Origin of the sequence: Bdellovibrio bacteriovorus (genome assembly GCF_001592735.1) — a bacterium.
Lineage (GTDB): Bacteria > Bdellovibrionota > Bdellovibrionia > Bdellovibrionales > Bdellovibrionaceae > Bdellovibrio > Bdellovibrio bacteriovorus_D.
The window spans coordinates 2,114,684-2,136,876 of sequence record NZ_LUKE01000001.1; the positions used below are offsets into that span (position 1 = coordinate 2,114,684).

A 22,193-nucleotide genomic window follows, 5' to 3' on the forward strand; every position below is an offset into this window, starting at 1 on the left:
CCCCATGCTTGACACTCTCAAGCGGGGGCCTATCCTAAACCAAATTCACATTTGTCAGGAAATTTAATGACGGCCACCATTGCAAAAATTCTGGGTTCGATTTTGCGCAGTATGTTTATCTCTATCGTTATGCTGGTCATCGCGTTGTCGGTGATTACAGGGCAATTCCCTCCGGATTTTGAAAAGCTGCAAAAAACCTACTCCAGCGTGCAAGAGCTCGCACAGCTGAGTAATGGTTTTCATGAACGCAAAAATATCGATGCGGCTACATCAACTATGGGCTCCGCGGGGTCTATGGAAGAAGACGACATTCGCCGGCTTGAAGAAATCAATGCGAAGCGAGCAGAAATTGGCGCAAATCTTTTGCCCCATGCTTCTGACAATGGATCTGCTTCTAAAGTGACGACGGTGGCGCAAGGTAAGACCCAAGAACAGCTTGAAGGTAAAATTCGTGACTTACAGCAAGACCTCTTTCGTCTGCAAGAGCGAGTCAATAGACTTGAAAGTCAAAGCAGAGGTGAGACCCCATGAATTTGTTCTTTCGCTTATTATGTATTCTTCTTTTTTCGCGCTTTCGTTCTGAAGTGAACGTTTTAGGTGAATGCTCGACACCTTTTACGGTGTTACCTACTGATCTTGATGTGCTCATGCACATGAACAATGGGGTTTATTTGTCGCTCCAGGATTTGGCACGCATGGACTATATGATCCGCGCCCAAGCGTTAAAAAAGATTTCGGCTCGTGATTGGTATCCCGTCGTCGCTTCAGAGATGATTCGTTTTCGTCGCTCCTTAGGGTTGTTTAAAAAATTCGAATTAAGAACACGTCTTATAAGTTGGGATGATCGTTATCTTTATATGGAACACAAATTTGTTAGCGGCAATGAAGTCATGGCTTTAGGGATGATTCGTGCCCGATTTTTAAGTAAAAAAGGCGGGGCGGTTTCGCCACAAGAATTAATGCAAGCTTTGGATCTTGATCTCAAGGCACCGGATTTTCCACCTCACCTCATTGAATGGTTGGCCGCAGATCAGGATCATTCCAAATTCACAGGTCTTTAGTCTAGAGCTGTTCTTATCCCAAAGTCCTGTATCAAGGTACTACGCTTGCCGCCTAGAGTTTTATTTTTCACAATGATTCAGTGGGATTAGAAGTATCAAAATTGAAAAATATCAAGATGTTGGTGCTCGACGTCGACGGCGTTTTAACTGACACACGGCTATGGTTTGATGGAAAAGAATGGCGACGTTTTTTTTCCATTCGAGATGGCGTGGGCATAAAACGCCTTATAGATGGCGGTTATCAAATCGCGATTATCACTGGCAGTCGCGCTGAGGACATTCGGGCGCGGGTGAAATCTCTTGGTATTCAATTTTTTTACGAAGGTGCTTTGGACAAAGAGCCTTCTTTCTTACAGCTGCAAAAGGATTCCGGAGTAAAGCCAGATGAGATGGCTTATGTCGGTGACGACATCTTCGATATTCCTTTACTGCAGACAGTGGCCTTTGGTGCCACGGTGCCAGAAGCCGTTGATGAAGTTTTAGAAGTAGCAGAGTACGTCACACGTCGACCAGGTGGTTGCGGGGCTGTTCGTGAAGTGTGTGATTATATCTATAAATATGGGGCATTTTCCTCTAGGTAGGTTTGCATGTTTAAAAATGGTCTTAAAGCCGTCTTAATTATTGTTGCAGCATTGATTCTGCATAAGACAGCCTTTGCGGCTGAGGCGGTAGATCTTCCGACGGACGAGCTAGCTCGAGAATCAGTATTGCCGATTTTTGATAAACCGGTGAGTGTAAAAAACCGCAGCGTTGTCACAGAGAAACGCTTTGATGCGAATGTGTTTTACGGTTATGCGATGACAGAAGCTATTGCCAATGTCAGTAAACTCGGCGTGGGTATTTATTATAATCCCAATGAATCAAGTGCTTGGGGTTTGCTATTGGCAAAAAACTTTTCCGGTCTTTCTAGTTACGCCAATCAATTGGATTCCCAATACAATTTAAAGTTTGATCGCGCCCCGGCCCCTGAGTTGACGGCGATGCTTGATTACAATCTCAAGGCCTTTTACGGCAAAATGAGTGTGACGAAATCATGGGTGCTAAACACGATTCTTTATGGTTCGGCTTCCGGCGGGATTATTAAATACGTTCACAAGACTTATCCGGCCGTAGCTCTGGGGATCGGACAAAAATTTTATTTCTCTAAAAATTGGTCGTTGCGCGCTGATTTCCGTATTTACGCCAATCAAGCGCCGGTTCCTTTCTTGCCAAATCGTATGAAAGAGGGCGATCCGGTACCAAGTTACGATCAATTCGAAGATAAATTCGCAACATCGACCACGCTTGATGTGGGCTTATCTTACTTGTTTTAGGAGCTGACAGATGATGATGAAATTAAAACCAGCCCTGATTCTGCTCTTAGCCCTAGCGACTCCACTGACGGTGTTGGCGCAAACGGGTGATAACGAAGAGCTGAATATTATTGAAATGGAAATTGATCGTGAGGCGCCCAAGGCGGCTCCCGCAAATGCGACCGAAAGTTTTTCTGAAACCCGATCTTCGGATAATACATTATCTGATTTTTCAGGTTTAACCGGTCTTTCGCCGTTTCAAGAAGTCAGCGTCATTCAAAGACGTTACCTGCCAAAAACGGGACGGTTCCAGTTGTTTGGTGGTTTCACAATGGTGACCAATGATCCGTTTTATATGACTTACGGGGGTGTGGCGAAAGCCAGCTATTTCCTGAGTGAAAAATGGGGCGTGGAGCTGAATTATTTCGCTCTCTCTACGTCGACTCGTTCCGTGACCGAAGATTTAAAATCCACGCAAGGGGTCGCAACAGAAAATCTAGTCTATGCCAAGTCCTATATGGGTTTGGATTTGATGTACATTCCAATTTACGGAAAAATGGCGTGGTTTAACGAAAAGATCGTTCCGTTTGATCTTTATTTTTCTGCGGGTTACGGAACGACAAATACCCAGTCTGGCGAAAATCCTGGGACCTTGCATTTAGCCACTGGGCAGATTTTTGCAATTTCTAAATCGTATGCATTTCGCTGGGATTTCAGCTGGAATCTGTTCACGGCTAAGGGCATTGATAATAGTGACTCGACCTTCAACAATCTTTTCCTCACTGTAGGAATGAGCTGGTTCTTCCCGGAGGCTAGTTACCGATGAAAAAAGTTATATCATTCTTAATTATCGCAAGTTTTATCGTCCCTGTAACAAGTTCGGCGCAACGGACGCGCAAAAGAACTGTCACGACACCTGCTAAGAAAGCGGCGACGCCGTATTTCCAAGGAAGTTCACGTGAAGGAGCGATGAAGGGGCAATTGAGCGATGCGCTTCGTATGGCCCAAAGTGGTCAGTATGAAAATGCGGCCAATGCTTTATTCAGTTTAGGTCGTCGTCCGGAACTTGCAGCCGAGCGCCCACAAATCAAATACATTCTGGGAACTATGTTGGTGGAATTAAAACTTTACCAAACAGCAGCCTTCCAGTTCGTGGATGTGATTCGCAGCAAACATCCCAAATATTCAAAACTGGCGATCGAAAAGCTTTCGGTGGTGGCCGATACCTTGGGTGATGACACAATCTTAAACTATGCGATCTCGCGCGTGGACTTAAATGATTTTCCGGCGGCTTTAAAGGACATGATTCATTTCCGTATGGGTGAAATCCGTATGAGAAATCATGAATACGCAAAAGCTTCGGAACTTTTCTCGCGCGTTCATTCCGGTAGCAGCACCTACTTCCAAGCTCAGTTCAATAAGGGTTTGGCAGAACTTGAAGCCAACCAACCGGGCCTGGCGATCGGCACTTACACGCGCATGATCGAAGCTCGAGGGCGCGCCCCGGTGACGGACACTAACAAAGTTGCCGCTCAATTAGGTTTGGCTCGGTCATATTACCAAAAACAAGATTGGGATCAAGCTATCGAAGTGTATTCGCAAATTCCACGCGATACTTTGATGTGGCATGATGCGGTTTTTGAGCAAAGCTGGGCGATGTTCCGCGCGGCCCGCTTCCGTTCGGCATTAAGTAATTTTCAAACTCTCCACTCGGCATATTATGAAGACTTTTATATGCCGGAGGGTTTACTTCTGCGTGCCATTGTTTACCTTTATATCTGTAAATACGACGAGATGGAAAAGGTCTTAAGTCTTTTTGAAAAGACCTATGGCCCGGTACGGTCTAAAATTGGCGATTTCCTAAAATCGACCAACGAGGCGAGTGCATTCTATGCCGAAGTTGAAAAAGCTCAAATGATTAAAACCACCGACCGTTCTGCAAATCTTCGCCTTCCGTACATCGTCTTGCGCAATGTTTTGGATGAAGGAGATGTGAAACGTGCGATGAACTATATCGACCGTTTAGCGCAAGAGCGTGCCCGTGTAGATAGCAACCGTGCATTTAAAGCTTCGGCATTAGGCCAATATGCGACCAAAATTTTAGCTAATCGCAGTCGTAACGCCAAATTTGCGGTGGGTGACATGGTAAAAGCGCATTTACAAAATATGCGTGTTGAGCTTCGTGATCTTTATGAACAAGCCGGCTTTATCCGTTATGAAATGATTAACGGCCGTAAAGAAAGCATGAAGAAAAAATTGGCGGGTCGTGATTTAGGTGAAACGCAAATTGACGATAAAATTGATCGCGAATTCTATATCCAAAACGGTTACGAATACTACCCATTCCAAGGAGAGTTCTGGCTCGATGAAGTCGGCAACTACCATTACCTTGGTAAGCAAAGTTGTGAGCAATAGACTATGAAAAGAAGCCACCGTATTTCCCTTCTGCTGACCCTTGTAGCCTCGGTTGCTACGCAATCTGCGTTCGCGCAATCGCGTACCAGAACATCCAAAACCACCACCGTAAAAAAACAAACGGTCGGGGAATACTTGTCGCAAGCCAATGATCGCAGTCGTGGCGGGGGTGTACAGGCTCAAGGAACAAAAGCGGACACTTCTTTGCCGTCTTCAAATTTAGGTTTTAAAGAAGAAGTGAAACAGGTGAATTTGGATTCCGTTAAGCCACCGCGTTCTTCTGAATTCATGCAAAAAGAAAAAGGCAACCGTGCAGCAGAATACGAACGCATCTTGGATCAGCAGATTCGTGAGCTTTATAAACTGACGCAAAAGTTTAAAACCAGCCCAAATCGGGGTGAATTGTGGTTGCGCTTGGCAGAGCTTTACGTGGAAAAAGCGGGGATCGTCGACGGTCGTAAGCAAGACGATTACGATGCAAGACTGCGCGCCTTTCAAACAGGTAAATCTAAAGTAAAACCTAAAATGGATGACAAAGAGGCCCGTGAATACAACCGTAAAGCGGTCCAATTATATGAGTGGTTCCAACGCGACTTCCCTAAAGATGAAAAAATGCCTCAAGCGCTATTCTTCTTGGGTTACAACTACTTTGAATTGGGCGATGTCCGACGGGGGGCAGAGTATTATGAAAAACTCACTCGTGGTTATCCCAATTCACCGTTTGTCGGCGAAGCCCATTTTGCCTTAGCGGAATATTACTTTGAAAACGAAAGATGGTCTGAGGCTTATAAAGAGTATTCGCATCTGATTAAAGAAAAGAAACACCGTTTGCACACTTTTGCTTTGTATAAAGGGGCATGGTGCTTATTCCGTTTAAACAAAGTTCAGCAAGCAATGAATTACTTAGAGTACATCATCAAAACGGGTAAAGCTGACGCGGCCGCTGCAGAAGCAGGACAAAAACGTGTGAATCGCAATCGTCTTGAGGGTGAAGCCCAACGTGATATCGTCGTTTTTTATGCCGAAGGTGGCGATCCGACGAAAGCTTATGGATACTTCAAGAACCTTATCGGTGGGGATGTTAGCCCTTATCTTGAAAGATTGGCTTATCAGTATTCAAGCCGGGGGGATAAAGAGGCTTCTCGCGAGGTCTTTAAAGTCCTTATTGCGCAAAATCCCACATCACCCAAGTCATTTGAGTTCCAATACCAAATCGTCCAGAACTTTTATTACGCTAAAAACACCACACGCTTTAAAGCTGAGCTTTACAGCTGGATTAAAGATTACAATCAAAGCAGTGCTTGGTATGCGCAAAATAAAAACAATAAAGAGCTGATTGAAAACTCGTACAAATTGCGCGAAACAACTTTGCGTAACTACGTATTGCAACAGCATCAAACGGCTCAGAACTCTCGTTCACCTTCAGTGCAAGCTAACACCAGTGATGCCTACAACCTTTACTTAAAAGAATTCCCAGATTCAGCGGCCGCGGGCGACATGCACTTTTATTATGGTGAGTTGCTTTACGATATGGGTAAATACGACGAGGCCTCAGCTCAATATAAATGGGTGGTTGATAATGCCCCGCAAAGCAAGTTTTACAGCAAAGCCGCGCAAAACTTAATCCTCTCTGTTGAGCGTAGCATCCCGACAGACCAAGAAATGCAAAAGCGTATTGGTCAAAGCTTAGACCCGGTTCCATTAGAGCCGCGTGTGGATAAATTTATTAAGGCCGGAAACTGGTACGTTGAAAAATTCCCTAACTCTGAAAAGTCAGTGGAAATCAAATTCCGTATTGGTCGCTTGTACTATCAAAGCAATCACTTTGATGAGGCAACAAAGTCATTCAAAGACATCGTCCAGAAAAATCCCAACACGAAATATGCGGAATATTCAGCCAATCTTCTTTTGGATATTTATAACTTAAGAAAAGACTATGCGGGCTTAGAAAAAGTCGGTGCGGAACTTTTAACTGTTCCATCGATCGCCTCTTCTAAAGCCGGTTCCGATATTCGCGGTGTCTTAGAAAAAGCATCGTTTAAACGTGGTCAAGATCTCGAGGTTGCCAAGAAATACGGAGAGAGCGGCCAGGCATTTGAATCCTTTGCGAAACAAAATCCGAAATCAGAACTGGCTGTCACGGCCCTCTTTAATGCCGGGGTCAACTATGAGCGGGCGGGGATGAATTTGCAAGCCATCGGAGCTTATCAAGAAGTTCTTAACTCTAAAAGCCCTTCGGCGGCCCAGTTTAAAACCAGAACTCAGCGTCTTTTGGCAAAACAATACCAAGACTCTGCCAGATTTGAGGAAGCGGCGAAATTATATCGCCAAGTGGCCCAAGAAAATCCAACCGATCCTCTATCGCCGAACATGATCTTTAATGCGGCGGTATTGTATGAAGTTTTAGGTCGTTCTGAAGAAGCCATTCGCACTTATAACGAGTTCATGAAAGTGAATAAGAAAAAGTCTGAAAATGCTGAGATCATCTATGCCATGGCGACAATTCATCGCAAAGCTGGTCAAACAGCCGCTGCGGTGGGACGTTACATGGAATATGTTGAGGGTGGCGGACGAGATCAAGAGAAAGTCGTAGAAAGTGCTTACTGGGTTCACGAACTTTCCAAAAAACAAAATGCAATCACCCGTTCAAAAGAATGGGGTCAAAAGACGATGCAAATTCAACGTCGGTTTGCTCCAAACAAAAAAGGTGTGGGCGCTTCTTACGCGGCTAAAATCCGTTTCCAAGAGGCTTTAGAAGTCTTTAGGGAAATGAAAGCCGTGACCTTCCCGAAAGATCCGAACAAGCAAAAAGCGGCCGCCGACAAAAAAGTGGCTCTGTTGACGAAACTTGCGAGCGAACTTGCTGATGTCATTAAATACGACAGTGGCGAAGAAATCGTAAGCTCTTTGGCGGTTTTGGCGGAAGCGAACTTAAACATGGCTCAGGCCATCATCAATGCGCCATTGCCTCCAGGCTTAAACGCAGAAGAAACAAAACAGTATAAAGCGGGTGTCGAAAAATTCGCCGAGCCATTCAATACCAAAGTCCGGGAAAGTTACAAGTTGGCGGTGGATCGAGGATTAGAACTCGAAGTTTACAACAATGCTTATCGCGAGGCTTACCAGTACATGAGCCAAGTCGATCCGAAGACGTATTATAATGGCGGCGAAGTGGCGACGGATATGCGCGCGGTGAATTGGATGGGTCAATAATGAAAAAGTTTATTATTCTTTCCCTTTTAGTATTGGCAGGATGTTCTTCAAGTCCAGTGAAGGACTCGTCAGAGGAGGTCGATTCGGCTCCAGCCCCTGAGGTGAGTGGCGAAGTTCGTGAAGAAAAGGCCACTCCAGCTAAGGCGTCCAAGGCGGAAGAACCGGTCCGTCCAGCGACACCGATGGCGCCATCTCAGTATGCGGGCCTTAATGACGCGATTAAGTCCCAAAGTGATGAGAAAATCTATCAAACCGCGACTCAGATTTTATCGCAGTCCCCAAATGATGGCCGGGCTTTGAATGCTTTGGCGATGTATCACTTTAAAAAAGGTCGTCATGATTTAAGTCGATATCTTTTGAACAAAGGTATTGCGGCCAATGCTCGTATGTCCGAACTTCATTCGAATATGGGGATTGTGCAGCTTTCAGAAAACGAGCGTCGCGAAGCGATCAAATCATTCCGTAAGGCATTAGAGATCAATAATGGTGACGGTATCGCGGCCGCCAACCTAGCGGCGATTTACACGCAAGAAAAAGACTATAACAAAGCGGGCGTGGTCTGTGAGACGGCTTACAAGCGGGGCGTCCGGGATCCTCGTTTTTTAAATAACTATGCGATCGTGCTAACGGCTCAGCAAAAATTCGATAAAGCGAAAGATATGTATGAGGCTGTTTTAAAGGAAGAGTCGAACAATTCGGCTGCATTATATAATTATGCAACACTCTTGATTGATCATATGGGTAAATTTCAAGAGGGATTAGAGCAGATTAACAGACTAAAGTTTGTAGGTGGGCCTGCGGACACCCGTAATAGAATAATTGCTTTGGAAAATAAGGCGAAAGCTGGGATAAAATAGGTAGGCAAGGATGAGGTCTATGTTGCGATTTGTAAAATTCCTGACAATGTTGAGTGTCATGTTCTGTGCTTTGGGGCAGAGCTATGCACAGTCGACTCGTACGACCACCACCACGACAACTACAAAAAATACGACGACACAGCGAAAAGCCGTGCTGAATTTCGAAGATGAGTTGGTTGAAGGGGGCACGCAAAAGCCTGAGCTCTTCTATCTTTTTCAGAAGAAGAACTTCAACTACAAGCGTTTGATTAAATTAAGAGAAAATTTTTTACCCGAGCAGAGACGAACAGCAGAAGATATTCAACGAGTCCGGGGTGCTAATTGAGATCGCCGTTAATTTTTAGAATTTTCAAAAACAACCAATTGGTGGGCGTCAAGCAATTCGATCAAGATCAAATCGTGATCGGACATAATGCGGAAGTTCACTTGGATCTTGATTCCGACCAAGTGTCGCCGATTCACTGTTTGGTGGAATTGCGAGACAATGGTTACTATGTGTGTGACTTGGGGTCTTCTTCCGGCACATTCAAAAATGGTCAAGCTGTCTTGGACGAAATGATTTCTTCAGGCGACGAAATCAATGTCGGACCTTTTAAAATCGTATTCTTTGTCGGCGTACCTAAACCGAAAGTAGTTCCCACAGTCGCTGCGGCTGCTATCACGACGCCAGCGGCAACGGGTGCAGAAGCTCCGGCTCCAGCGCCAACTCCGGTGGCGACACCAACGCCACCGCCTGCACCCTCCGAATCGGTGTTCGTAGAATACGAAGAGCCGGTGAAACCACCAGCATCTGTTCCGATGCCTCCTCCGGCAACAGTGAAAGTGGAAGAAATCAAAGTCGTTCCCGTTCCAGTGGCGGTTCCGGCAGAGATTCCGAAGATTGAAGAAAAGCCCGTCATTGCGAAGGCTCCGGTTCGTCCCGAAATTCGCGCAGAACGTGGGTCTTTCAAGAAACAAAAGAAAGTCAAAACTTTCGCACCTCCAAGTGAAGTGCAAGACTTGAAGCGCTATTTAAAACCAGGCAAAGGCGCCACTTTAGAGGTGATCGTTGCGTGGAAAGAACGCGTTTTGACCACTTATCACTATCGCAGTGGTAAAAAGACCGTTCGTATCAATGGCGGCGCGGAAGATGATATTTCCATTCCACATGGATTAGTCCCTAAAAACTTCCCACTGCTAGATTTAACTGCAGGAGTGAAAGTGAGCACGTCGACAGAAATGGACGTGGTCATGATGACAGGTAATACGGAACAATCCATCGACGATATGGCTCGCTCGGGCAAAGCTCAGCGTGGTAACGTGGGTTGGAATATCCGTATCGATCAAGGGGATATGTTGTGCATTAACCTGCCGGGCGGAAATATCACGCTTTATTTGCGTTACGTTCCACCAGCACCGGTGGTGCCAATGTTGCCACCGTTGATGCTTTCGGGTTCAGAAATGATGGGTGTAGTGATTGCCATCGTGATGGTGTCATTACTAGCACTTTATATTTCGGCGACGACACCGAAAGATTGGCAAGAAAATAAGCAAGAGGACGTTCAGCGTATTGCGCAAGTAGTGTTCAACAAGCCGCCGGTACAAAATACTCCGGTGCCAACACCGCCTCCACCAACTCCGCCGGCGCCCACTCCGACACCGACGCCTCCTCCGCCAACGCCGTCGCCGACGCCTAAAAAAGTAGTCGTGGCGGATAAGACGCAGGAAGCCCAGAAAAAAGGTCCTAACGTTAAGACCGAAACAAAAACGCAAGTGGCGGCCCGTGCTAGTGAAGTGGCACCAAAACCAAATGCGAAAGATCGTACGAAGAAATTCACCTCCACTCGTCAAGGAGGCGCGATCAAAACCGGGGAAACTGCAGGTGCTAATGCCGCTTCTTCGAATAAAGATTTATCTAAAGTCGGCTTATTCAGCGCCTTCGGTGGCGGTGGCGCACGTGCGAATATCGATAAAGCCTATACCGGTGCCGGTGAGGTTCTGGGCATGGCCGATAAAGCGACGGGGACATCAGGCTTTAACGAAAATCGTGCTGGTGATGACTTAGGTTCTAAGTTCAAAGACGCGGGAGCGGGCGGTAAAGGTACAGCCACTCAAGGTATCGCGGGTGTTGGAACAAAAGGTCGTGGGTCAGGTCAATCTGCTTACGGTGCGGCTGATGGATTTGGAAGCAAATCGACGGTCGCGATTGAAGGCGGCGGATTTGAAGAGTCCTTTGATGGAACGATCGATAAAGAAGCTATTCGTCGTGTGATTCGCGCGAAACTTCACGAAGTAAAAAGCTGTTACGAACGCGTGCTGAATACTTTGGAAAAAGGTCGTAAGCTTGAAGGTAAAATTGTTTTAGGATGGGAAATCGTTACTAACGGTGTCGCTAAAAACGTGAAAGTGAAAAGTTCAAACTTAGGTAACACCCAAGTTGAAAACTGTATCCGCGATCGTTTGGCAAGTTGGACGTTCCCGGATCCGCCACCAGGTTTAACGGCCGTGGTTGAAGCGTATCCATTTGTATTGAATCAATCGAATTAGTTTTTAAGAAAGTTATTAAAGCCCTTTAAGGAGGAGTTTTCGTGAACCCAACAGTAGCAGCAACAGCCGTCGCCACGGGCGACAACATGAATATGATTCAGCGTGCGTTCGCTGAAGGCGGATTCGTCATGTACATCATCGCGGTTATCGCGGTTTTGGCGATTTTCTTGATCATCGAGCGCATGATGAAATTTAAAAACCTTTCAGTGGATAAAAAAGAATTCACTGACCAAGTATTCCGCATGGTCGTAGCGGGCGATCTTCGCCAAGCTATTTCTTATTGCGATGCTCGTCCCGCTCCGTTGACGAACGTGGTAAAATCTGGATTGGTGCAAGCAATGAACAAACGCCCGGACGAAGAAGTTCAAGTGGCGATGGATGCGGCCGTAATGCGCGAAATGCCAAAGGTAGAAGGTTGGACTTCTTTCTTGGCGGTTTTCGGTAATATCGCGGTTCTTGCGGGTCTATTAGGAACGATCATCGGTATGATCGGTTCATTCCGCGCGGTGGCAGCCGCCGATCCAGCAACAAAAGCATTGGAACTTTCAAAAGGTATCTCGCATGCCTTGAATTGTACGGCTTTCGGTCTTTTCGTGGCGATCGTATCCATCGTGGCTTACGGTTTGTTCCAACATAAGATCCAAAAAACAGAAAACGAAGTGATCGAAACAAGCATGAGCTTGTTAAATCTAGTCGTTGCGAACAGAGAAAAAATTAAAGAGTAGGTTAAAATGGCTCACATAGATAGTGGTGATTCCAGCGGTCGGAAAAAGAATGTCGAGTTAAATCTCGTACCGGTCATCGATTTGATGTCCGTTCTTATTACGTTCCTTCTGATCACTGCTGTTTGGACCCAAGTGTCGATGATTCAAATTGGCAGTTCACTTTACGGGAAGAAGTCGGAAACGCAACCGGCTCCTACACCTCCACCTAACGCCGACGTGGTGTTAAAAGTGGATGTGAAGGAAGGTGGATATGTCTTAACTGTTGGGAGACAAATCATCAGTCTTCCGAAATTGAACGACCAATTTGATGACGCGGGTTTAGTAGCCCAGCTTCAACGAGTCAAACAATTGTACCCGGAAAAAGTGGACGCCATTCTTACGGTGGCCGACGTCATTCCTTACGAACAGCTTATCAAAGCCATGGATAATTGCTTATCTTCAGGATTCACGGCAGTTTCTGTGGCGACGGGAGGGCCGATCTAATGGCCATCTTTAGACCTGGTGAAAGACATCGTTATCACAATATTTTATCCAAACGAAAAGGGAAACGTGACGTCACGGCTTTACTGTCTTTGACAGCCATGGTCGACATGTTTACGGTTCTCGTGATCTTCCTTTTGCAGAACTACAATTCTACAGGGGAAATTTTGTATATTCCTAAGGAAGTTGTTCTGCCGCAAGCAAGCAGTGTGAGAGAATTAAAACCATCTCATGTTGTCACGATTTCTAATAAAGAAGTTCTGTTGGATAAAGACCAAGTAGCGACGTTTGAAGAAGTTCAAGCGGCCGAAGATTGGAATATTCAGCGTCTGAAGGATCAACTGGCTGAAGCCCTGCAAAAGAAAAAAGCAGAACAAGAAAGCAAGCTTCAGAACCGTATTCGGGACGCCGTCGAAGCGACGCGTGGTGAAAACGAAGAAGATCCAAATCAATGGAGTAAGGTTACAATCCAAGCCGATAAAGATGTGGATTTCTTAACGATCAAAAAAGTTCTATTCACGGTGACAGAAGCCGGTGCAGGCGAAATCAATTTCGCGGTGACTAAACTGCCCACCGAGTCGACTTCTCAGTAAAAAACTTCTACCATAGTCCCAGGATTCGTTAGAAACTGGGACCTTGATGGGCAAATTTAAAAATATCATCTTCATTACGTTATTAGGCCTTCTGTTTGTGGAAATTCTTATCGTATTTCCCTCGCGCTTAGAACACGAAGATGAAGCTGAGGTCCGAGCCCGGGTTGAAGCTCAAAATAAAACTCTTAAAGAAAAAGAAGAACGAGTGAAGCGCGGGGAAAAACCCGATGAAATCAACTCGGTCGCTGACCAAAAAATGGGTGGCGTCCATTTGGTTGAAAGCCAACAAGGAACGCGCGATTGGGAATTATTCTCGAAAGCCGCCGAGGGCAGTCAAGGCGCGGGAAACTGGAAGCTTCATCAGGTGCGCGTTCTTTTTTATAACAAAGAGAAAGTCGAATTCACCGTCACGGGGGATACAGGAACTATTGATTCTGCCACCCGGAATATTAGCGTGGTGGGAAATGTCGTGACCCGCTCTGAAAACGGCTATCTTTTTAAAACACCGTCGATTTACTACAATACCAAAAGCAGAATTATTGAAAGTCCCGAGCAAGTCGAAATGCGTGGACCTCCTGAGGGCTCCATGGGGGGTATGGAATTAAAGGGGCGTAAGATGAAAGTTTTTGTGGATCAATCCAAGATGGTGATTCAAGAAAAAGTCACGGCCGAAAAGCCCCACAAAGAGGGAAAGAAATTTCAGATCGCGGCTGATGGGGCGGAGTTTAGCGGCAAGAATAATGAAGCCAAATTTTTCGGCGCCGTGCGCATGAATTATGACAATATGCGCCTGGAAGGACCTGAGGCGTCCTTCGTTTATAACAAGGGTGCAAAGTTTTTAAGTTCTGTGGAAGTGCGCGGAGGCGTTAAGGTCAGTGATGTGGACAAATTTGCGACTTCCGACAGAGTGAATTTAGACCTGCTGGCCGACCGATATGTTTTTCAAGGTCGACCCAAAGTGATTCAGAATAATGATGAACTTGTAGGTGAAGAAATCATCTTCCTTGAAGGCGGAAAAAAAGTTAAAGTGGAACGTGTCCGAGCCCGAGTGGAGAATAAAGAACAATGAGCATGCTCACCATCAAAGAAATTTCCAAAACTTTCAAAAAACGTAAAGTCGTTGATGGCGCTTCTTTTTCTGTAGAGTCAGGACAAGTTGTCGGACTTTTAGGTCCTAACGGAGCAGGTAAGACCACTTCGTTTTATATGGTGGTGGGTCTAGTTCAGCCCGATTCCGGAACGATCAATATTGATGAAACGAATATCTCTCAAGAACCGATGTATCGTCGTGCGCGCGAGGGTTTAAGTTATTTAGCCCAAGAGCCAAGTATATTTCGTAAGCTGACGGTTTCTGAAAATATCATCGTCGCTTTAGAAGCGCATGGCTATTCAGGTGCAGAGCGGGCCGAGCGTTTAGAGCAGCTGATTGGTGACTTCCATATCGGACATATTCGCGACAGCTATGGTTATGCCCTTTCTGGAGGTGAGCGCCGTCGTGTTGAAATCGCGCGTGCCTTGGCCGGCGAACCTAAGTTCTTGCTATTAGATGAACCCTTTGCCGGTATTGACCCGATTGCGGTGGGTGATATTCAAGGTATCATTCGTGAACTTAAGGCCAAAGGTATAGGAGTTTTGATTACCGATCACAACGTGCGTGAGACTTTAGGCATTTGCGATTATGCTTATATACTGAAGGATGGGAAGATCCAGGTTAGCGGAAGTTCTGATGAAATCGCAAATTCTGAGATCGCCCGCAAGTTCTATCTTGGGGAAAACTTTAAGCTATAAAGCTTAGTAAGGATACGTATGGCTCTTCGACAATCGATGAACCTGAGTCAATCTCTGGTCATCACGCCTCAGTTGCAACAAGCAATCAAGCTTTTGCAGATGTCGCGCATGGAATTAGAGTCCGCTGTTCGCTCTGAACTTGAAGAAAATCCTATCCTAGAAGAAGCCGAACAATTAAAAGAAGAAGATCTTCAACGTACCAAAGAAGCCGCCACCGAAGTTGAAGCGGGCGGTGAAACTAGCAACGACCAAATCTCTCAAGATCCGCAAAAACAAGACGAATTCGAGTGGGAATCCTACATCGAAGCCAATCAGAAACCTCCGCAATCTGGAATGGCCGGTTCGGAAGAGATCATGAATTATGAGAACGTCATCACGGCGTCTCAAACTTTGGCGGATCACCTTTATTGGCAAGTTAAAATGAACGGCTTTTCGGAAGAAGAAGAGCGCGCCGCCGATGCGCTTATCGGCGCGATAGACGATGATGGCTATATCAAAGTTCCGCTTGAGCAAATTGCCGAAGAAGAAAAAATTGACCTAGGTCTTTTAGAAGACACGCTGACTTTGATTCACGAATTTGATCCACCCGGCGTGGGCGCACGTGACCTTAAAGAATGTCTTTTGGTTCAGGCCAAACACTTAGAAGAAGACACGCACGATCTTGTTAACTTGATTAACAATCACTTAAAAGATCTAGAAAAGAAAAACTACGAAGCCATCGCAAAGGCTTTGGGCCGTGACGTCGAAGACGTGGTGGAGATGTGTAAAATCATTTATGCCATGGATCCGAAACCAGGCCGCGCTTTTGTTAGCAGCGACACACACTATGTAACCCCGGATGTTTACGTTTATAAAGTGGGCGACGATTATGTCGTTTCATTAAACGAAGATGGTTTGCCGCGTTTGAAGATTTCAAACTTCTATAAAAACATGCTTAAGGGCGGCAAAACCACGGGCGATAAAACGCAAGATTATATCCAAGAAAAGCTGCGTTCGGCGGTTTGGTTGATTAAATCCATCCATCAACGTCAACGTACTATTTACAAGGTTGCTGAATCCATTGTGAAGCACCAACGTGACTTCTTTGAAAAGGGTTCGGAGTTCTTAAAACCAATGGTTTTGAGAGATATCGCCAACGACATCGGCATGCATGAATCCACGGTTTCCCGTGTCACCACGGCGAAGTACGTGCATACCCCGCAAGGTATTTACGAGCTTAAATACTTCTTCAACTCTGGTATCAGTTCATCAGATGGTGAGTCGTTAGCCAGTGAGTCGGTGAAAATTAAAATCAAAGATTTGGTCGGTAAAGAAGATCCAAAAAATCCACTTTCAGACCAAAAGATCGTGGATCTTTTAAAAGTCGAAGGCATTCAGATCGCCCGCCGCACAGTCGCCAAGTACCGCGACATGCTAAAGATCTTGCCATCATCCCAACGTAAAAAATATTTCTAGGTACCTCTAGGTACCAGCTTCTTTTCGTCGACTTTCGGTACACAAAAAGCCCCGCACAAGAGCGGGGCTTTTGTTTTAAAGCGACCACCCATTCCCTTAACCTAATTTGATGTTTTTTTCTAATTCGGCGAAAATTCTTTGGGCCAGCTTTGAATAATAAGGCTGTTCAAAATAATGCAAAGTGATGGGGCGTTTGTACTTGTTGTATCCGGTCAGGACGCGTATGTGCTTATGGTTTTGAATAAGATGACGGCTCATGATGGCGCGACCCAAGCCTTTTTCAACGCCGTCGATAATTCCATAAACATCACCCATAAAAGAACGACGGATTTTTTTCGGTGCGCGTGGCTGGTTTTTAAAAAACTCCTCTGTCGCGTTATCGCTGGGGCTGTGATCCAAATACACGTCCGTCGGTGTTTCGTAGCTGGCGCTTTCGATAGCCACGAATTCTTCATACCCTAAGACGGTTTCAGTAATGCCCTTTTTGTTCCATTGATAGTCCATGATAATTGCGTCGGCACTGATGGTGGAAAGAGCTTTGGGCAAATCCGCGATCTCGTGTGATTGAAAGTGAATGTGTACGGCGGGATTTTTTCTTAGGAAATCTGCCAGAGCGGGGATGACTAAGGACCTTAAGACGGAAGAATAGGCCGCCAAACGGAATGTTCCGGCAAGTTCGCCTTTGGCGCCATTGAGTTCGGTTAAAAGTTCGTCTTCAAGACTGCGATTAAGGCTGGCAAAGCGTAAAAGGCGTTCCCCGGCCTCTGTCAGTTTAAGTCCCCGAGGTTCGCGGACAAAAAGCGAGATTTCTAAATAGTCCTCGAGCTGAGCAATACGTTGGGAAAGGGCGGACTGAGTGAGTCCCAGATTTTCCGCGGCTAAAGTGATATTTAGGTCTGTGGCCGTCTGCTGAAAGGCCTGCAGGCCTAAGTGAGAGATCTTCATAGGTATTAAATATTCTAATGATCCAATTAAAACAATTAATTTTTATTATTGATGAATATCTTTTAAAAGCTCTTTCAAGGATCAATACCGATTCACTTAAAAGGAGAAAAAATGAAAAACCTAATATTGGCTGCGGCCCTAACACTTTCAGCCTCAACGGGCTGGTCTGTCACTGGAAGCTTTACTTGCAACAACAAAAAACTAGAAACTCTAGAGATTTTAGAAAACGGACCCGGCGCGAAAGTAGAAGCCTCATTGTATATCTTTCGTAATGTCGAGAATTTCCAAGGGCTCGTGGTCGGGGAACAGTATGTCATGCATCCAACGGCAGATGACCAAGAGGTGACCCTAAAAGTGGTGAAGTCGACATCTTTTTCGCCGCCGTGTGGACGTTGCCCGGGCGGAGAGTTTCCGCCAAAACCCGTTAAAGCTTCTTATTACGCCAAGCTGACTGTGGGTAACCACGTCTATGACTTTGTATGCAACAAAAAATATACACTTCCATAATAGCGCTTATTTTGCTGATCGCGGTGGCGAGTTCTTTCGGGAACTCGTCATCGGTGATCTTCGCTTCGGCAGAATCAAAAAATGCAGAGCTTCAGCCGGTTTATAATGAAATTCGATTTTTCCCTGGATGGGATAAAGATGTGTGGATGATGAACCAAAGTCACTATGGGCGATTTGTTGAAAGCAGTAAATGGGATCGACTGGCCATCGTGGTTGATAAAACGGTAAAACCCTTCACGGCAAAGTTTTATCAGTTGGCCGATGGTCCTTTGGTTTGGGAAGAGGATCTTCCCTTAAAGAAAATCGAATTCAGCGTTAGCTGCATGATTTGCCACAACAACGGCCCCCGGGCTTTGCGCGCTCTTAATGCAGACGACAAGGCGCCGTTAAATTTGCAGGATAAAATAAGAGTGGCGGCTTGGAATTTGAGGATTAAAACCTATGGCCGTATCCAATATGACCCTAGCCACGACGTGGAAGACCAAAAGATGAAAATCCCCTTCCGCCATAAAACGCCCGAAGCGGTTCAGGAACTTAAAGTGGCGACCTGTCTGCATTGCCACAATGAGACCGGATTTTTTGCCCGGGGTCTTTTGCAAAGACAGCAGATGGCGACCATTGAATCGCTGGTTTCCAGAGGTGAAATGCCGCCCTTGGGTTTCACGTTAAGTGATAAAGAAAAACAAGAACTGCAGGACTTTATTCGTGGCTTTTAGATATATTCCTGCGCCGTTTTCGTAATCAACGTGACTGTACCGCAAAGAAACGATCCCCAGATCATATCGACGATTGAATTTCCCAAGGGCCAATCGCGAAGCACGGCCATCGCGGTCATATCGTAAACGCCGTAAATAATTAACCCTAAGAAGGCGCCCTTAAGAAAAGTTCCTAAGAAAGAAGCCTCCGTCGTCAACGGGATGACAAACTGGGTGACTCCTAAGGCCAGCAAAAAATAAACGATCACGGCGGCCCAGATTTGTGGTTTGAATTCTCCATTCACCGTGCGTGCCAGATCTCCGTAAGAGCGGATGTAATAATCTTTGGCGATAAATCCCAACCAAATGTAATCAATAATAACAACGGCGACTAAAGCGATACCAAAAAGTTTTAATGAGCCCACGGAGCCTCCCAAGACGGCATCTTATGTTGGGTGAAACAAAAAATACCGCGCAAAGCATTTGAAATGCGAAAACACATCCCGCACGACGTCGGGGGATCAGAAAGCTTGCACGAATTGCACTTTGGTTTTTGAGTTGGGTGATTTTAGATAGGTGACAATTCTCTGCGGTGTTTGCAGTTCATATTTATCTGTCACCGAAATCCAGCTGGGCATAAAGCGGACGTAGCGATAGGTTTTCAAGTTCTCTAAACCTTCTTTCATGCGTCGATCTGCGGATTTGGCCGTATTGGCAGACACTTTGTCGCCCTCTTTCCATATGGCACTGCCGACGGCGACTCCGCCGCCGATGGCGTAGCCTAAGAACTCTCCCATTCCATCGGTGGCTCCTCCCTGAGCTGCCTGCGCAACGATAAGGACTGCGCCTGCCACGATCGCAGTTCCTAAAAGAAGTCCTGAGGCGCGCAATGTGTTGGCGGCCGTATAGCCCACCGTTTTTTCGGCACCCACCGAAGTGTTCAATCCATAATACTGAGCCATGTAATTTGATTTCATGATGACATCACGAATTTCCGTATTGCGCAGAAGATGTCGTCGATACCAAGGCATGGTTTCAAAACTGATTTTGTAAGTCGGTGCTGAGGTGTTATTGGTGAATGTAGGAATAGCTTCGCCATCAAACCACTGAACTGTGGGCCCGCCGCCGGTAAATACCACGGTGAACTCAGTCGGCGGCTTAGAGCCTTCTAACAGCGGCAAGAGAGATTTATTTTTAGTGAGCTCATAAGCTTTGCGCAAGTCCACTTGAGCTTCATTCCATTCACCTAAAGAGGCCCATATGCCCGCAAGCCATAATCGCAAAGCGGGATCATCAAAGTGATTTTGATCTTCGCGGAAATAATTTTGTAAAAAGAAAGTGGCCCGGCGTGCTTCGACTCGCGCTTCGGTCCATTTTTCTTGGCGCATAAAAAGCATTGCGTTTAGCATATGCATCACGATGATTTCATGCTCTGCCGGAATATAACCGTCTTCACTTTCGTTATAGAAAAAATACTGCGCTTCGCGCGAAATGCTGGTGTAACGGCGACTGTCCAACGTGGAAACTTGCTTCATTAGATCGGTGTTGTCATTTTCGCCCAACCAAAATAACAACCACGATTTTTCAATCGAAGTGACAAATCCACCTTCTTCTTTTTTAGGAAAACGCTGTACGGCCTGCGGCACATCGCCAGAGCGATAAGAAGCTTCAGAGTTGGCATACTCAGAATTGCGAATGATTTGTGATGTCGAGCAAGCCGCATTGGCCATTATAACCAGACCAAGAAGCAGCTTTATCAGGGACGTCATGACTCTATGCTAATATGAATCATTTCATAAAGTCAGCCTTTACTAGTTCCTCATTTTTGAATACTGTTTCACCGTGTGAAACCGAGCCGCGTTCGGCCTCGGTCGAACCGTAGCTCCGGCTTACCGTCCCTACAGGAGTATCCATGAACTTAAAAAGCCTCATCCGCGACGTACCCAACTTCCCTAAAGAAGGAATTTTATTTCGCGACATGTCTCCACTTTTGCAGAACCCAGAAGCTCTGGATTTTGTGTCAAAAAATCTGGTGAAAAATGTCGACCTGGCAAAGATCGATTATTTTGCCGGCATTGAGTCACGTGGATTTATTTTGGCGGCGCACATGGCGGCGACCCATAAAAAAGGTTTTCTGCCGATTCGTAAAGCGGGTAAATTGCCGCCACCCACGCAAAGAGTTTCTTATGCCTTGGAATATGGCAGTGCTGAAATCGAGCTGCCACTTGGAAAAGGCAACGTCATGATTGTCGACGATGTTTTAGCAACCGGTGGTACTTTGAAGGCGGCCATCGATGTGAGTCATGCAGCTGGTTATAATGTTGAAGCCGTGGCCGTCTTGGTGAATCTTACTTTCTTAAACCAAATGAAATTCAAAAATGCAGAGGTGATGTCCCTTGTTCAATATTAACCAAGTTGCATTATTGATGGCTTTGCCTGGGGAATCTCAAGGTCTTTTTGAAGGCGCCAACGTTCCCGTCATTTATACGGGCATCGGCAAAGTCAATGCGGCCTTTGTGGCGATGGAGGCCATTCAAAAAACGCAGTGTAAGGTCATGATCAATTTAGGAACGGCCGGAAGCTCAAAATTTAAAACCCATGAGTTGGTGGAAGTAAGTACTTTCGTACAAAGAGATATGGATATTTCTCCTTTGGGTTTTAAAGTGGGAGAGACTCCTTTTGATCCAATTCCGGGCGCTATAGAATTGATTCCGTATTTTCCCGAACTGCCCAAGGGGATTTGTGGTACCGGGGATAGTTTTGAAACAGGGGTCCCAAAAGTCGCCTGTGACTTGGTTGATATGGAGGGATATGCGCTGGCTAAAGTGTGTCGCAAAATGGGCGTGCAGCTGATATCGCTTAAATATATTACCGATGGCGCGGATCATAACGCCCATAATGACTGGCAGGAAAATTTAATTTATGGCTCTAAAAAGCTTTTTGAATACTATGGCCGGATGATAACCAAATAAGAGCCCTGCCCACTATTTCGACAAAAAATATCTTCGATTTTTTAACTTTTCTTTTAACCGAAAGAAAATCCTAACCCGTCTCAAATTAAGGCTCATCTTTAGTCTAGGTGAGCCGATAAGAATTTTAGGCGCTTCCCGCAACGGGAAGGCCGGGAACAGGAGACAAAATGAAGATCAACTATACCTTCAAGCACTTAGACCATTCAGAATCTCTGCAGAACTATACGGAAGAACGTATGGGTGAGGTCGGGCGCTTTTTACTGAAGGAAGGTTACGGCAGCGTTTATTTCTCGAAGCAAAAAAATGAATTTTGCGTAGAGTTGTCGGTGAATACTCGCCAGAAATATTTCAAGGCGACGGGCTTTGCGTCGGACCCTTATGCGGCGGTGGATGCTGCGGCCGAGAAGCTAGAAAAACAGTTTTTAAAGGTGAATAAACAGTTTAAGAGCCATAAAAAACCAGAGCAGACCAAAGAGGCTCGTACCGAGCATGTGATGCGTTGGAAAAAGGCGGCTTAAACCGTCCTACCATTTAACTTAATTCAATCAAAAGGTGGCTCATTTTGAGTCACCTTTTTTCTTTTGACCCTCATAGTCCGTTTTGCTAGGTTGACCGCTCGCTAATCGAAATAAATAAGATTAGGATGGTGAGGCCCATCTGAAGAGGCCC

24 protein-coding genes are annotated in these 22,193 nt (G+C 45.7%); 21 read left to right on the forward strand and 3 right to left on the reverse strand.

Translation table 11 applies throughout. The annotated features are described in order from the left end of the window. Window positions 1–66 precede the first annotated feature (66 nt). The 16 genes from AZI86_RS10275 (at window position 67) to rpoN (ending at window position 16,405) form a co-directional block, all read left to right on the forward strand. Window positions 67–531, forward strand: a complete 465-nt coding sequence (locus tag AZI86_RS10275; RefSeq protein WP_061834945.1) for a hypothetical protein — start codon at window positions 67–69, stop codon at window positions 529–531. Beyond that, complete coding sequence (locus AZI86_RS10280; protein ID WP_061834946.1) at window positions 528–1,061, forward strand: acyl-CoA thioesterase; 534 nt, start codon at window positions 528–530, stop codon at window positions 1,059–1,061. Before AZI86_RS10275 ends, AZI86_RS10280 begins: the two co-directional genes overlap by 4 nt. Window positions 1,062–1,141: 80 nt before the next feature. Next, window positions 1,142–1,642, forward strand: a complete 501-nt coding sequence (locus AZI86_RS10285; RefSeq protein WP_061834947.1) for a KdsC family phosphatase — start codon at window positions 1,142–1,144, stop codon at window positions 1,640–1,642. Between the two features lie 6 nt (window positions 1,643–1,648). Further along, window positions 1,649–2,374, forward strand: a complete 726-nt coding sequence (locus tag AZI86_RS10290) for an outer membrane beta-barrel domain-containing protein (RefSeq protein ID WP_061834948.1) — start codon at window positions 1,649–1,651, stop codon at window positions 2,372–2,374. A 10-nt stretch (window positions 2,375–2,384) separates the two neighbouring features. Next, a complete protein-coding gene (locus AZI86_RS10295) occupies window positions 2,385–3,179 on the forward strand; it encodes an outer membrane beta-barrel domain-containing protein (RefSeq protein WP_061834949.1) in 795 nt (264 codons plus the stop codon). Next, on the forward strand, window positions 3,176–4,768 hold the full coding sequence (locus AZI86_RS10300; protein WP_061834950.1) for a tetratricopeptide repeat protein: 1,593 nt from the start codon (window positions 3,176–3,178) through the stop codon (window positions 4,766–4,768). Before AZI86_RS10295 ends, AZI86_RS10300 begins: the two co-directional genes overlap by 4 nt. Window positions 4,769–4,771: 3 nt before the next feature. Next, a complete protein-coding gene (locus tag AZI86_RS10305) occupies window positions 4,772–7,981 on the forward strand; it encodes a tetratricopeptide repeat protein (protein WP_061834951.1) in 3,210 nt (1,069 codons plus the stop codon). Beyond that, the gene (locus tag AZI86_RS10310) at window positions 7,981–8,838 is read left to right on the forward strand and encodes a tetratricopeptide repeat protein (protein ID WP_061834952.1); all 858 of its coding nucleotides are present in this window, start codon (window positions 7,981–7,983) and stop codon (window positions 8,836–8,838) included. The genes AZI86_RS10305 and AZI86_RS10310 overlap by 1 nt, the downstream gene beginning before the upstream one ends. A 19-nt stretch (window positions 8,839–8,857) precedes the next feature. Then, on the forward strand, window positions 8,858–9,163 hold the full coding sequence (locus tag AZI86_RS10315; protein WP_061834954.1) for a hypothetical protein: 306 nt from the start codon (window positions 8,858–8,860) through the stop codon (window positions 9,161–9,163). Next, window positions 9,160–11,364 carry an AgmX/PglI C-terminal domain-containing protein gene (locus AZI86_RS10320; protein ID WP_061834955.1) on the forward strand — a complete coding sequence of 735 codons (2,205 nt, stop codon included), beginning with the start codon at window positions 9,160–9,162 and terminating at the stop codon, window positions 11,362–11,364. Before AZI86_RS10315 ends, AZI86_RS10320 begins: the two co-directional genes overlap by 4 nt. A gap of 41 nt (window positions 11,365–11,405) precedes the next feature. Continuing rightward, the gene (locus AZI86_RS10325; protein ID WP_253715860.1) at window positions 11,406–12,089 is read left to right on the forward strand and encodes a MotA/TolQ/ExbB proton channel family protein; all 684 of its coding nucleotides are present in this window, start codon (window positions 11,406–11,408) and stop codon (window positions 12,087–12,089) included. A 6-nt stretch (window positions 12,090–12,095) separates the two neighbouring features. After that, entirely contained in the window at window positions 12,096–12,572 is a 477-nt protein-coding gene (locus tag AZI86_RS10330) for an ExbD/TolR family protein (protein WP_061834956.1), read from the forward strand. Beyond that, window positions 12,572–13,162 carry an ExbD/TolR family protein gene (locus AZI86_RS10335; RefSeq protein WP_061834957.1) on the forward strand — a complete coding sequence of 197 codons (591 nt, stop codon included), beginning with the start codon at window positions 12,572–12,574 and terminating at the stop codon, window positions 13,160–13,162. The genes AZI86_RS10330 and AZI86_RS10335 overlap by 1 nt, the downstream gene beginning before the upstream one ends. 46 nt (window positions 13,163–13,208) lie before the next feature. Then, the gene (gene lptC, locus AZI86_RS10340) at window positions 13,209–14,231 is read left to right on the forward strand and encodes an LPS export ABC transporter periplasmic protein LptC (RefSeq protein WP_061834958.1); all 1,023 of its coding nucleotides are present in this window, start codon (window positions 13,209–13,211) and stop codon (window positions 14,229–14,231) included. Then, on the forward strand, window positions 14,228–14,950 hold the full coding sequence (gene lptB / locus AZI86_RS10345) for an LPS export ABC transporter ATP-binding protein (RefSeq protein ID WP_061834959.1): 723 nt from the start codon (window positions 14,228–14,230) through the stop codon (window positions 14,948–14,950). The genes lptC and lptB overlap by 4 nt, the downstream gene beginning before the upstream one ends. A gap of 18 nt (window positions 14,951–14,968) precedes the next feature. Beyond that, a complete protein-coding gene (rpoN, locus tag AZI86_RS10350) occupies window positions 14,969–16,405 on the forward strand; it encodes an RNA polymerase factor sigma-54 (RefSeq protein WP_096000884.1) in 1,437 nt (478 codons plus the stop codon). A 96-nt stretch (window positions 16,406–16,501) separates the two neighbouring features. Here the strand turns inward: rpoN and AZI86_RS10355 are convergent, their stop codons facing one another. After that, on the reverse strand, window positions 16,502–17,350 hold the full coding sequence (locus AZI86_RS10355) for a LysR family transcriptional regulator (RefSeq protein ID WP_061834961.1): 849 nt from the start codon (window positions 17,348–17,350) through the stop codon (window positions 16,502–16,504). A 111-nt stretch (window positions 17,351–17,461) separates the two neighbouring features. Here AZI86_RS10355 and AZI86_RS10360 point away from each other — a divergent pair, with 111 nt between their 5' ends. After that, window positions 17,462–17,857, forward strand: a complete 396-nt coding sequence (locus tag AZI86_RS10360; RefSeq protein ID WP_061834962.1) for a hypothetical protein — start codon at window positions 17,462–17,464, stop codon at window positions 17,855–17,857. Continuing rightward, entirely contained in the window at window positions 17,830–18,573 is a 744-nt protein-coding gene (locus AZI86_RS10365) for a c-type cytochrome (RefSeq protein ID WP_061834963.1), read from the forward strand. Before AZI86_RS10360 ends, AZI86_RS10365 begins: the two co-directional genes overlap by 28 nt. Here AZI86_RS10365 and AZI86_RS10370 read toward each other — a convergent pair. Together AZI86_RS10370 and AZI86_RS10375 are read right to left on the reverse strand one after the other, a co-directional pair. Next, window positions 18,570–18,977: a DUF2177 family protein gene (locus AZI86_RS10370; protein ID WP_061834965.1), complete on the reverse strand. Its 408-nt coding sequence runs from the start codon at window positions 18,975–18,977 to the stop codon at window positions 18,570–18,572. The genes AZI86_RS10365 and AZI86_RS10370 overlap by 4 nt on opposite strands. A gap of 96 nt (window positions 18,978–19,073) precedes the next feature. After that, window positions 19,074–20,321 carry a hypothetical protein gene (locus AZI86_RS10375; protein WP_061834966.1) on the reverse strand — a complete coding sequence of 416 codons (1,248 nt, stop codon included), beginning with the start codon at window positions 20,319–20,321 and terminating at the stop codon, window positions 19,074–19,076. 143 nt (window positions 20,322–20,464) lie between these two features. Between AZI86_RS10375 and AZI86_RS10380 the strand changes: the two genes are divergently transcribed. The 3 genes from AZI86_RS10380 (at window position 20,465) to hpf (ending at window position 22,042) form a co-directional block, all read left to right on the forward strand. Continuing rightward, entirely contained in the window at window positions 20,465–20,962 is a 498-nt protein-coding gene (locus AZI86_RS10380) for an adenine phosphoribosyltransferase (protein WP_061834967.1), read from the forward strand. Window positions 20,963–20,978: 16 nt separating this feature from the next. Next, window positions 20,979–21,524, forward strand: coding sequence for a 5'-methylthioadenosine/S-adenosylhomocysteine nucleosidase family protein (locus AZI86_RS10385; RefSeq protein WP_061835148.1), 546 nt, complete (start codon window positions 20,979–20,981; stop codon window positions 21,522–21,524). Window positions 21,525–21,691: 167 nt separating this feature from the next. Further along, entirely contained in the window at window positions 21,692–22,042 is a 351-nt protein-coding gene (gene hpf / locus AZI86_RS10390; RefSeq protein ID WP_061834968.1) for a ribosome hibernation-promoting factor, HPF/YfiA family, read from the forward strand. The last annotated feature ends 151 nt before the right edge of the window (window positions 22,043–22,193 follow it).